The organism is Streptomyces sp. NPDC001617 (assembly GCF_053596855.1).
In genome coordinates this window covers 30,586-42,612 of the sequence record NZ_JBSFHA010000036.1, presented here as the reverse complement: position 1 = coordinate 42,612, position 12,027 = coordinate 30,586, and the positions used below count along the sequence as shown (strand labels likewise).

General features: G+C 72.1%; 6 protein-coding genes. All 6 read right to left on the bottom strand.

Annotated features, from left to right (window positions below):
• Positions 1–420: 420 nt before the first annotated feature.
• The 6 genes from ACWC09_RS25795 to ACWC09_RS25770 all read right to left on the bottom strand — a co-directional run bounded on the left by ACWC09_RS25795 (position 421) and on the right by ACWC09_RS25770 (position 11,999).
• On the bottom strand, positions 421–666 hold the full coding sequence (locus ACWC09_RS25795; protein WP_450852965.1) for a hypothetical protein: 246 nt from the start codon (positions 664–666) through the stop codon (positions 421–423).
• Positions 667–752: 86 nt separating this feature from the next.
• Entirely contained in the window at positions 753–3,632 is a 2,880-nt protein-coding gene (locus ACWC09_RS25790; protein WP_450852964.1) for a hypothetical protein, read from the bottom strand.
• A gap of 6 nt (positions 3,633–3,638) precedes the next feature.
• On the bottom strand, positions 3,639–4,739 hold the full coding sequence (locus tag ACWC09_RS25785) for a hypothetical protein (RefSeq protein ID WP_450852963.1): 1,101 nt from the start codon (positions 4,737–4,739) through the stop codon (positions 3,639–3,641).
• Positions 4,739–5,815 (bottom strand): hypothetical protein, encoded by a 1,077-nt coding sequence (locus ACWC09_RS25780; protein ID WP_450852962.1) that lies wholly within the window; start codon positions 5,813–5,815, stop codon positions 4,739–4,741. The genes ACWC09_RS25785 and ACWC09_RS25780 overlap by 1 nt, the downstream gene beginning before the upstream one ends.
• Positions 5,809–8,367 (bottom strand): hypothetical protein, encoded by a 2,559-nt coding sequence (locus ACWC09_RS25775; RefSeq protein ID WP_450852961.1) that lies wholly within the window; start codon positions 8,365–8,367, stop codon positions 5,809–5,811. The genes ACWC09_RS25780 and ACWC09_RS25775 overlap by 7 nt, the downstream gene beginning before the upstream one ends.
• Complete coding sequence (locus ACWC09_RS25770) at positions 8,364–11,999, bottom strand: tubulin-like doman-containing protein (RefSeq protein ID WP_450852960.1); 3,636 nt, start codon at positions 11,997–11,999, stop codon at positions 8,364–8,366. Before ACWC09_RS25770 ends, ACWC09_RS25775 begins: the two co-directional genes overlap by 4 nt.
• Between the last annotated feature and the right edge of the window lie 28 nt (positions 12,000–12,027).

The window sequence follows — 12,027 nt, the reverse complement described above, 5'->3', positions numbered from 1 at the left end:
CGAAACGACCGTGACCTCGGGCGAGCGGCAGCAGGGGGCTGTGCACAAACGCCTCCCGAAGAAGGAGGCACAACCGGTGCAGTGCGGGTGGGGCGGCGTGAGGGCAGATCGCGGAGACCAGCTACGCGGCCACGGGCAAGACAGGGTCACGGAGTCCGTCAAAGCCGTGACTCGTGGCGTCAGCGAAGGCGGTGGTAAGGACAAAGGCGAGCCGCTCACTCAGGACACCATGGCAGGTTCCGGAATCGGACCAGGGAGGGGGCCAGGGATGGGGAGCGGACGGCGCACGCGGAAGTGGGGCCCGCTGCGGGCCGGAATGACCGTGACAATGCCGTGGCCGGTCTCATGCGTGCCTGGCTGGTCGAGGCACAGCTGACCGGGGCAGAACCAACGGCAAGGCTCGTGCCGGAGCACTTCGCTTCAGGCATCCCTCCGGGGCGCACCACCGCGTATGAACGTCTTTCCGGCCTCGGCGTGGAATGGGACTTTGTCGAGGCTGTCGCCGATGTTGCGTCCCAGACGACCGCAGAACGCGCGCGCCGCCTGCCCGCGTGCACCGGTCGGACGGCGCGGCGGGCTCACAGCGGACGACGCGCCGATCACGAACGCCGAGAAGCCACGGCGGAAGCCACGGGTGTCCGTGGCCGTCGCTGCCACGATCGTCATCGCTCCGGCCGTGGCCGACGTCGCGATTCCTGCTGTGTCATGAGCCGTCTTCCCACGTGCCATGTCCCCGGGCCGGCACGCCCGCGTCAGTCGCCGGTCCACAGCTCAAGCAGGACGAGCAGGACGACCACCGCTACCAAGGCGACGGCTGCCGCGGCGATTTTGCGGCTGTCGTCCGGCGGCGTCCGGTGCGCGGCACGTGTGGATCGCCGCCTGCGGCCGTATGCCGTGCGGATTGAGGCGGGTGGCCTGTCCGCTGGTGGTGCTTCTGCCTCCCAGGGGCCGATTCGGGCCAGCTCCCGCCAGACTGTCGGCGGGAGGTCCGGTGCGGGATCGAAGCCGTCGAACGCGACGTGTCGCCAGAATTCCCGCTCCGTTTCGCCGGCTTCCGTCGTACACGCGAAGACCAGCGCCTCCAGACTCTCCCGGAGGCAGACGTCCCGGGCGTGAGGACGTACGGCCCAGCGGAACATCCGGATCGCGCCAGCTGTTCCGCCGTGCCTGGTGTCGCCTTCGGCATCGAGAGAGATACGCCAGGCATGATGCAAATAAAGGTGTCGGTCGAGCAAGCACGCGGCCAGTTCCTGGGCTTCCGGGAGGGTGCGCCACCGGGTGCGTTCCTCCAGTGCCGTGAGGAGCCGGACGGCGGACTGGGGCTCCAGGTCGGGGCGGTCGAGGGCGTCGCACAGATCCTCGTCGGACTGCCTGCGCAGGGTGTCGGCGATCTGCTGCGACGTGACGGTCATCGACTGATCCGCCGAGTCTCCCAGATGGGTCAGGATCCAACGATCATCCTCGTGGGCACGTGGTCGCTGCTGCCACCACAGGGGCGAAAGCCACTTGCCCAACCTGCGCAGCTTTTCTGCGCGTAAGGGTGGTTGTTCAGAGGTCTGGCCGGTTCGGGGCGACATGGTCCGCCCACCCCGAACGATGGCCGACGGGTCCTGCCCCGGGCGCGATCGCACGGGCACGGACATGCGCGCTTCGACCAGGCTCTGAGGCGGGACGACGGAGTCCGCGCGGTCCGTGGGGCCCGTCGTGAGTGGCGTGGGCAGGCCGGTCGCCGCGGTGGTTTCTGTGAACGGGTGGTCAGAGGATGCGGCGCCCTCGGTTCGAGGTGTGAAAGTGCCGGCGCTGTACGGGCTCGTTGCTTCGGTGCGCCGGTCTCCTTGCCCGCTGCGCGGATCCTCTGCACCGGTATTGCGGCCTGCCTTCCACTCCTGGGGGAGGCTTCCGTTCATCGGGTCCGGCCCAGAGCTCGCGGGTGGCGGGCTGGGCGGGCGATGCGCCTGAGCACCCTCGCCCGTGCGCTTCTGCGCAGCAGCGGGGGAGACCCCGGTGGGCGAGGTGTTGCCCGGCGGTTCGCCGGCGGAGGGCGGGGTCGGCCAGGGAAGAGTCCCCTGTGCCTGGTCCGCCGACATGGCGGAGTCGGGCAGTGGACGGCCACTTGGACGAACCGTGCCGGATACGCCTTGGGCGCCCTGCCCCGGTGTCGGACCGAACAGCGCCTGCTGGTCCTGCCAGCACGCGTTCAACGGGTCGTGGGGTTCAGGATCGTGGGGTTCGAGAGCAGAGGAATCAGAGCCACCAGATGCCCGACCACCGGCCCCCGGCCCCCGGGACTGAAGGCCACCAGAGCCCGGACCGCCGGACTCAGGGCCGCGGAACTCCGCGGACTGCGGCTCCGGGACGGTGGACGCCGGTGTCTCGGACTCGGTCGCCGCAGGGTCCGATACGGGCGTGTCCGCCTCCCCGGTCGCCGACGGCTGTTCCCGGCCAGGAGCGTGCTCCTGCGCTGTACCCTCTCGGCTGTCGGCCCCTGCCGAGACGGGGGCCACCGGCTGCCTGAAGACGGTGTGTTCGGCGGGCTCCGCCATGGAGACCTCGGGCCGGGCCACGGGATCGGACGGCTTGACGGAGCTGGGGACGGGGGCCGTTCCGTCGCGGGCGGGTCGGGACGTGAGACCGTAACGGGCGTCGCCGGACTCGTGGGCTTTCTTCAGGAGGTCCGCGGCCGGTGCCGAATCCCCCGGGACCACGGTGTGGCGGTGGGGCGGGCCGCCCGGCAAGGCACGCATGAGCATGTCCAGCCGGTCCCGCAGCGAGCGCCTACGCGGCTGGGGACACGCTTCCAGCACGTGCGCCAGGTGGTCGGGACGGCCAGGGTCGGCGAGGAACAGACGGACCAGTTCGGCCGCGACCGTGTGCGCCTCGTCCACGACGGCGTCGGCGAAGGTGATGCGTTGGGCCGCCGAGCCGCCCACGGCGGACCGCGGCCACTCCGGCACACACACCAGCCGCAGACCCGCATGCTCCTGCGTGTCGAAACTCGCGAACGTGAACGTCTCGTCGCCCAGCCACGGGCCGAGCATCGCGCACAGTCCCCAGATCAGCGGGGGTGCGTAGTTGGCCTTCTCCAGAGCGACGATGTCCTGGCGCAGGAACGTCAGACGGTGGCCCGGTGTCCTCAACAGCTGTGCCACCGCCACTTCCAGCGGCTTCCTGACGAGCGCCACTTCGTCGACGAACAGGGGCAGTGTCTCGTCGAAACGCTGCCGAAGGACGTCCTCAGGCAGCGGGTCGATCCGTCCCGTGGCATCGTCGGAGAGGCCCGTCCACTTCCAGTTGGGCGCGGCGAGGCTGATCGACTCACGTCCCGTCAGCACCTGTGGGCTGCCGACCAGAGCATGTGAGGCGGTGCTCTCCCGGCCCCGTGCGTCGAGCGCCGGCCGACGGTGGATCAGCACCGCCTCTCCCGTTTCGGGGATCAGGTACCGCACCAGGCTGGGGCGTCTGCTGCCGGTGCCCTCGACGCGCAGCAGTGGGGCGAGCAGCGCTCTGAGCTCCTCGGCGCGCCGGTCGTCGCACGAGTGTGCCGCGGCGGCGATCCCCGTCACGTACTGGTTCCGGTTGCCCTCCCAGCGGAAGAGCAACTGGTCGAGGGGTTTCGCAGGGGTGTTCACCACCGCCGATCAGCCTCCTGCCGCCGCGGAGGACGGCGTGGCGTCCTTGGCGAGCAAGCCGCACATGGCGAGCACGGACACGAGCGGCCCCAGCACCCGTCGCGAGCGCACCCCGTGCGGGAATCTGCTGTCGCGGGCGCTGCCACCGGTCGAGGAGGCGAAGTGCAGGGTGCAGCGCAGGGCGCTGTCGAAAGGCCGCAGCCAGCCTGGGGCGGCGTGGCGGCACAGGAAGGCGTAGGCATCGCGGCTCTCCTCCTGCAGCAGACGCGGGTCGAACACCGTGCGCGAGGTGTCGTCCGCCAGCCAGCGGTCCACCGGTGGCTCGAAGCGCAGCAGATCCGCCTTCCCCACCACGAGGGCGGAGGGGACATCGAGGTAGCCGCCGTTGCGGGGCAGCCGGTCCAGCACCGTCTCGAACGCGGGGTCGTTACCGGTGAGGTCGAGCTGGGCCTGCCTGCGGGGCTCGTCGAGCTGGGGCATGCGCAGCGCCAGCAGCGGGTCCACGACGAAGATGAGGGCGTCCACGCCGAGCAGGAAACGCAGCAGGCTGTCCGTGCGCAGCAGATCCTCCCCGCCGAGGTCGAAGAAGGCCACTGGACGTACCTGGCCGTCCGCGCCCGTCAGCAGCAGCGCCTCGACGAACTCGGCGAACGACGTCTGGCCCGTGGCCTCCAATTGCCGTCCCTGACGCAGCCGGGCCACGCGGTCACGGACGAACTGGGAATGGTCCGCGGGGTTCACCGACTGCCAGCGCATCCCGTAGGGCTCCAGGCCCCCGTCGATGACCTCGGCGACCATCTGGGTGAGCAGATGGCTCTTGCCGCTGCCGGACGCGCCGATCATCGCCACGGTCAGAGGCCGGCCGTTCGTCAGATAGGGCACGGGAATGAAGTGCGCCTCCGACGTGCCGTCCCCCGCGCAGCTCTGGAAAGCGGCGCGCAGGATGTCGGCCCGGCGCAGCGGATTGGTGAGCTCGGAGGGGTCCAGCCGCTCGTACTGGAGGGTCTTCTCCGAGCGCCGGAACAGCCGTGCCTCGTCGTACCGTACGGTCTCCAGGCAGTAAGGACACAGAATCTGTCCCGGCTCCGGCGGTGTGGTCGACTGCGCCATCACTGTCCCCTCACGTCGCGGCCGCCGGCGGGTCCGCCGAACCAGGCTCGTCTCCTGCCGCGGGCCTCCCCGGGCGGTGCGGCCGTGCGGGCGGTGCCCGCGGTGGGCGACTCGACGCCGTGACCGAAGCCGTAGGGGCCCAGTCCCGCGGCCCGGCGCTTTTGTTCCATCGCCCGGTCGTAGTCCTGCCGGTGGGGCTGGAGCGGGTCGGGCCGAGCCTCGACCAGGGCCGCCGGGTCCGGCCCGGGCATGAGCAGGGCGAGCACCTCGGCGGGGGCGGGACGGTCCTCGGCCAGGGCCGCGAAGGCGGCTCCGAGCGGCCGTTCCAGTGACCGGTAGGAGGCCAGGTCGCGGGGCGGCCCCTCCGGGTCTCCCTGCTGGCCTGTCGCCAGCTGGTAGACGATCTGGGCCACGCTCCACAGGGCGTCGCGCGCGTCGGTGCGGCCCACTCCGTGGCGCTGCTCGGGCGCGGCGTACGGCGGCGCGCCGGTCGGAACCCGCCGGGATCCGATCCGGGCCACGGCGCCGAGGTCCCACAGCTGCGCCCGCTTGCCGTCCCAGCGCACCGCCGCGGGCACCAGACCCCGGTGGACCAGGCCGAGGCCCTCCATCAGACGGACGGCCAGGACGAGATCGCGTTCGATGGTGCGCTGCTCGGTGGTGGAGATGCCGTACGACAGCTGGGCGGCCGCGTCTCCTCTCGGTGCCTGGTAGAGCACGAACGGCTCCTCGGCGTCCATGTCGTAGCCCACCAGGGAGGGGAACAGGCTCTGGTAGGCGCTGCCGTGGAAGGCCCGGTGCAGGCACAGCGCGGCGCGGATCTCGGCCTCCAGCTTCCGTGGGCCCTCGGCGTCCGGGCCGACGGCGGCGGCGCAGCTGAGCCGGACCGCCCGCACGCTGCCGCCGAGCAGGACGTCGTGCGCCGCGAGCGGGGGAGGGGTCGTTCTGCGCCGCTCCCTGCGGATGCGCGAGGGCACGGTCTGGCGGGTGCCCTGGGGGCTGATGAAGGTCAGCCGGACCGGTGTGCCGTCGAGATCGCCCGGCCCCGTCTGTCCTGTGCTGTGGTTGGTCACCATGGTGTGGCGTCGTCCTCCTGGCGCCGCGGCCTGCCGCCGGCGTCTTCTGTGCGGAACTCGTGGCCGTCCGGACGGTCGTCCGTCGCGTCGGCGTATTGGCGGATGCTCTTGATGACGCCGTGACGCAGTGGCATGAGCCGGAGCGTGCCGCTGTAGCGTCCGGGGAAGGTGACGAGTGCCGTGGGCCCCTGCTCCTTGTGCGCCGCGCCCGTGCCGGCGTCCGTTCGCGTGGCCGTGGTGTGCGGCGCGAACCTGATCTGCCGCACGCGCGACGGGTCCTTGCTCAGCAGCGCGGACTGTTCGTCGGTGACGAGTTCGACAGGCTCGGGGCCCGGCGCGTCGGTGGGGTCGTCGAGGGGGCGGCGCGGAGCGATGCCGAGGAGCGCCTCGGTGGCGTCGGGCCTTTCGCGCCGCCGGGCGAACGGCGGCGGTGCGATCACACCGTGCCGGTCCAGGTGTCGGCGTGCGGTGGTGAAGATGCCGCGCACCGCGGTGTCCACCGTGGCGGACGGGGCGGCCGCGCCCTGGCCGCGCTGCACGCTTGCCCAGTGGGGCTCCAGCGCGGCGAGGACGGCAGCGCCGAGATCGTCCCGCAGGGTGTCCACCAGGGCGGGGCCACCGTCCCCGGCCTCCCTGCCGAGCCAGCGCGGACCGGGGGGAGAGTCCGTGTCCTGCCCGTCCTCCCCGGTGGTCCAGCCGCCGTTCACCGGGCCCGGCACATCGGGCGTGAAGGTGTGCTGCCACCCGTCGTCCGGCGCGTGCATGGCCTGCGGGGCACCGGTCTGCTCGGCGAAGTTCTCGGCGGTCTCTGCCGCGGCCCGCAGGGCCCCGGCCGTGGTGCGCGCCAGGTCGGCCGCGTAGGTGCGGTGCTCGGCCGCCCACCAGCGCCGGCGCGCACCGTCGGTCAGCAACTGGTCCAAGTCCTTGAGAAGGGCGGCGGCGTCGGGGGCGCCGGTCCGCCGCCACCAGTCGTCGACCGCCTCGCGCCAGCAGCCCAGCACGAGGAGACAGGCCAGGGCGAGCGCCCCGCCGAGGCCCAGGAGCGGTGCCCAGGCCGGCAGCGGCTGAGCCCTGGCCAGCAGCGCTCCGGCCGCGGCGCCCGGGACCAGCGCGCCCACGACGACCAGGGCGGCGGGCAGCGGATTGCGGCCCGCGCCGCCGGGGCTGTGCAGCCCGGCGCGCACGCATCCTCCGACGGCGACCAGCAGGACCGTCAGCGCGCCGAGTGTGGCGGGCCAGGGTGCGAGAGCGGAGAAGAGCCCGGCACCGAAGGCCAGGGGCGCGGTGCGGGACGCGGACGCCCGGACGACGAAGGGGCGCCGAGGTGAGATCCGGGCGAACCGCTCCTGCGGTACCCGCAGTTCGGCCTCGGTCAGCAGTTCGGCACCGGAGGCGGGAACGACCTCTTCCGACAACGCCACCAGACGGGCCGACACGTCCCGCAGCGCGGTGCCGCGCTCCAGCAGACTCTCCGCCATGGCGCGCAGCGCACCTCGGAGCTCCTCGCGGCTGCCGCTGTACTCGGGCATCACCACGTCGGGTCCGGACGGGGTGCCGGCGGCCGCGTCCTGCGGTGTGTCGTGCTGGAGCGCCTCGATGACCTGGGCACGGTGGTGCCGCAGTGCCGCTGCGGCGTCCTCCACGGCGCTCGCCGCCCTGCGTCCCCCGGCCGCCTCCAGCAGCCCGCCGGGCCCGCGCAGCCCAAGACGGGCGGCGCTCAGGGCGGCGATCGTCTCGGCGCAGCGTCGGCGGGAGGCGTCGAGTCTGCCGCCGGGCACGCACTTGGGGCGGTCGGCGTCGCCGCCCTGCCCGGTCAGCAGTGCCTCCACAGGGGCCGGAAGCTCCGGGCGCGCTGGTGCGCCGGTGAGGTCGGCGGAGCCGGCGAGACGTTGCAGCGCCTGGGCCCAGGCCCGGGTGCGGGCCGCCGGTGACAGGTCGTGCTCCAGGAAGAGGACCGCGGGTACGGCGGCCGACTCGTCGAGACCGGACAGGGCCGCGAGGACCGTGTCGAACAGGCCGCTCAGGACGTCGACGAGCACGGCGAGCGCACCGGGGTCGTCGGCGGCGACCTGGGGATCGTCCGCGATCCGGGCGGCGCGCAGATCGCCCACCCACAGCAGACCGCTGTCCTGGTTCTGCAGTGCGGCCGGCCGGGTGAGCTTCGGCCCGAGCTCCGAGGACGGGCTGGGCTCAGGCTCGTCGCCCAGCACCGCCAGGGGATCCCAGGCGTCGACGGGCCGCGGGTCGCCCTGCTGCTGTGCGTCGGGCAGCGCGCCGACCGCGAGGGCGAGGACCGAGGCCTTCTTGCCGTAGCCGAGGGCCTGTTCGTACACGCTCTGGCGTGCTTCGAGGCCGTCCGGGGTGTCGATGAGCAGGAAGCGGTAGTGCCCGCTCGCGGGTTCTGGCCGTGCGGCGGCCCGTAACTGCCGGTTGACGGCCGTGCGCAGCCCTTCGCGGGTGAACAGGTCCTCCGCGCCCGGTCGCAGGTCGAGGACGATCAAGGGACCGGTGGGGGAGTCGTCCTGGGTGAGGGTGTGCTCCGGGCGGTTCACTCCACGTCCTTCCAGGGGTCACCGGATTCGCCGGAGGCGCGGCGGGGGCCGTCTGCGGAGTAGTCCCCGAGGGGGCCCGGGCTCGGGCTGTGCCATGGGGCGTCGGGCTCGTCGCCGGGCCAGCCGTCCGGGCCGGCACCGTCCGTGCCGTAGGGCGGTGTGAAGGGCGGCAACGGCAGGTCGGCGCCCGGGTCCCGTGGTTCGCCGTCCGGGCCGCGAGTGTGCGGGTGGGCGCCGCTGCCGTGGTCGCGGAGGTCCCAGGGGAAGGCGGCGGCGTTCTGGGCGCCGAGTTGTTCGGAGTGCTCGGTGCCGGACCAGGAGGGTCCGGGTTCGTCCGGGGTGTGAGCGGGATCGGTCCGCGGTCTGGGGGTGCCGTTGCGTGCGCGGTCGGAGGGCGGGCCCTGTTCGAACGTGTGCTGCGCGGGCGGCGTCATGTCCGGTGCGCGGGGCGGCCGCCCGTCACGGGTGCTGGGACCGCCCGCCGCTCCGCGACGCTGTTCCCCGTCCTCCTCGTCCAGGTCGAGCAGTACCTCGCGCAGCGAGCGCAGGGTCGGCGCCAGAGCGTTCTTGTCGGCGAACGGAGTGTCCAGGGCGGCCGGAAGCAGTTCGGTCCAGAACTCCAGCGGTGAGGCGGCCCACTCCGTCGAGGGGCCGCTGGAACGTGCCAGCCGCTCGCGGATGATCTGCACCTGACGCGGTGCCAGGGACTCCACCAGGTGTACGTACAGCGGGTGCGGCGGCATCCCGGAGGTGGTCAGTCCGGCGTAGCTGCCTTCCATCAGGGCCTTGCAGTACGTCTCCACGATCTCGCCCTCGTCGAGCAGGGCCACCTGTTCGTAGGCGTGCAGCAGCCGCGCCCAGCCGGAGATGCCGTGCCGGGACTGCTCACCGAGCCGCAGTTCGATGCCGGGCAGATTCTCGCCCTCGCCTTCGTAGAGGCGCACGAGGACCTTGCGAGGGTTGTCGTCGTCGCCCTCGACAACCTCGACCTGGCCCTTCCACAGAGCGCACAGCAGGCGGTGCAGGATCTCCCTGCGGTCTTCCGGGGTGCTGGCCAGCCACTCGCCGCCGTACCCGAGGCGCTGACGCCAGTCCAGGTAGTCCGAGGCGTCCTCGCCCGCTTTCGCCTTGGCCCATCGCAGGAGCACCTTGCGGACCTCCGGCACCTCGGTGAGGCTCATCTCCCGGCGGAAGAGGACCACCGTGATGGAGTCCGTCTCCACGCCGTTGAACTCAAGAGTGCCGCGGGGCAGCGACAGGTGCTTGCGCAGGTAGTCCTCGACGGTGTCCTTGGCCTGGGAGCGGGGGTAGACGACCAGCACCTTCAGCGGGCCGCCGCCTTCGGGCACGAAGCCGTGCGGGATGAGCCCGGCGATCTTGAAGCGGAACTGGTCGAGAGCGGTCTTGCCGACCTCGTCCGCGGCGCTGCCGACGCCCGCCGCCGCCTCCAACAGCATCGCCATCGACGGCAGGAGAGGACGCTCGTCGTGGCGGACGCCGCTCTCGGCGAAGAGTTCCTTGATGCGCTGCTCGATCGCCGCCTTCACCGGGGCGATGGCCGCGTCGGCGTTGCGGCGGCCGATGAGACGGGCCGCCTGCCACTGGTCGCTGCCGACCATGGAGTGCACCAGGGCGGCCTCGTCGTCGGTGTCCCTGAGGTTCTCCCGCTTGGTCAGACGCTCGCGCACGTCGTCGTAGAAGTCGGTGAGGCTGTTCTGGGGCGGCAGGAGGTAGGAGACGCCGGTGCGGTCGTCGTACAGCTCAAGCAATTGCTCCTTGTACGAGCGAGGTTCCTCCTCCTTGTGCTTGTGGAAGGTCTCGACCAACTGGGTGATCTCGGCGACGAGCGCCGAGGCCTTGGGGCGCCAGCGCTGTTCTTCCCGGCGCCAGGCCTCGTGCCAGATGACCTTGGCGCGCATGGCGTACCACTGGTCCTGTGCCTCGCGGACGCGCACCACTTCGGGGTCGCCCCACTGCCTGCGGGACAGCGGCCCGGCCAGACCGTCCTTGATCCGCGGGACGCCGGGGGGCTGCACGGCACGGTCCCCGGCGGGTTCGCGGCTGCGGTTCTCCAACATGCCCAGCACACCGTTGCGGGTGACCGGGTCCGCGTCCCCGGGGACGCCCCTGACGATGCGTTCGACTTGGAAGGGGTCCATGGTGCGCAGGGCCCGCTCCAGGGCGGTCTGTGGGGAGAACTGCTCGGCGAGGACGGGCGCTCGGCGTGCCACCCGGCGTCGCAGGTCCTCCAGATGCGCCTGCATGTCGGTGGCGCGGGTGCGCAGTTCCTTTTCGATGGCGGGGCCGCCGCGGGGCACCGTGCGCGGCTCGGGCAGGGGCAGTGACTCGCGGTTCCACAGCTCCTCCAGGCCCGCGTCGGCGAACATCCGGCGCACGGTGCCGGCGTACTCGTGACTGGGCTGGGCGGAGGAGTCGGCAAGGCGGCCGACGCCTTGCGCGAGCAGTCGTGCGGAGACCAGGTCGGCCAGCGGTTCGAGCGGAACGGTCATGGAAGCGACCAGAGCGGTGGACACGCCGCGGTGGCCGATGCCCGACTTGGCGCGGATACGGCGCTTGGCGTCGCTGTTGATGAAGCTGGAGGCGAAGGTCTGGTGTTCGTCGTCGCGGTGCGGGGCGTCGCCGAGTTCGGCGCCGATGAGCGACATGATCAGGGAGACCATGGAGCGGCGCAGATCGTCCGGTCGGATGCCCGCTGTCCTGCTGAAGAGGAAGGCGGTCGGCATCACGCCGGCGTCGAGCCGGATGATGCGGTCGTGCGGGTAGTGGATGGTCGTGGTCGAGGCGTGGTCGATGTCCCCGATGACGTCGTCGGCCGTCGGGACGTTCTGTTCGTCGACCAGCCGGAAGAGGTCCACCACGGCCCGGGCCGCGTTGAGTTCGGCGTCCCGGCCGCCGCCCTTGGCCAGGGGGAAGGCCGAGGGCATCACGACGAGCGGATAGATGCGAACGCCCGAGAAGTTCTTCTCCTTGAAGGCCTGCCCGATGAAGTGCAGGTAGTCGAGGAAGATGCCGGTTCCGGTGCCGCCGGCGACCGAGAAGGCGACGAAGACGTCGCAGCCGGTGATGGGGCCGCCGCCGAGCCGGCTCAGCTCGCCTCCGGAGCGGCCGATGATATCGATGGCCTGCTGCAACGGCCCCATGACGGGGGTCAGATCGTCCCGCAGGAGGGTGCCGTAGAGTGCCGCGCGTCCGACCGTGGGCAGCGCGCCGGCACCATTGCGCAGCGGGGTGATCTTGGGTTCGGCGCCGCGGGGCGGCAGCCAGTGGTGGGTCTCGCGGGGCAGGGCCGCCCGCAGTTCGCGGGTGACGCTGGGTGAGCTGTCGTAGCCGGGCAGCAGGTCGTGGGTGGCGCGCGCGGTGCGTCCGTAGGCCGCCTGCAGCGAAGGTTCCACGCTGAGATGGGGCAGCCGGGCGAGTTCGGCCTCGCTGTAGTCGGCGTAGACGAACTGCAGGCATTCCGGCAGCTGATAGCGCTGGGTGATACCAACGCTGTTGAGGGCCGTGCCGTCCGGCCCGCACAGCTGCGCGCGCAGCCGCCGCTCCAGCTCGGAGCCGACCAGACCTCCGGTTCCGCCTAGGCCGACGAAGAGCATCGGCTGGTTGATCTTCATGCTGTGGCCTTCCGCCCGCCGGGCCGAA

Excerpts from the sequence above, each read along its gene's own strand:
- ACWC09_RS25795 (WP_450852965.1), bottom strand. The coding sequence starts at position 666 with ATGACGATCGTGGCAGCGACGGCCACGGACACCCGTGGCTTCCGCCGT.
- ACWC09_RS25785 (WP_450852963.1), bottom strand. The coding sequence starts at position 4,739 with ATGGCGCAGTCGACCACACCGCCGGAGCCGGGACAGATTCTGTGTCCT.
- ACWC09_RS25780 (WP_450852962.1), bottom strand. The coding sequence starts at position 5,815 with ATGGTGACCAACCACAGCACAGGACAGACGGGGCCGGGCGATCTCGAC.
- ACWC09_RS25770 (WP_450852960.1), bottom strand. The coding sequence starts at position 11,999 with ATGAAGATCAACCAGCCGATGCTCTTCGTCGGCCTAGGCGGAACCGGA.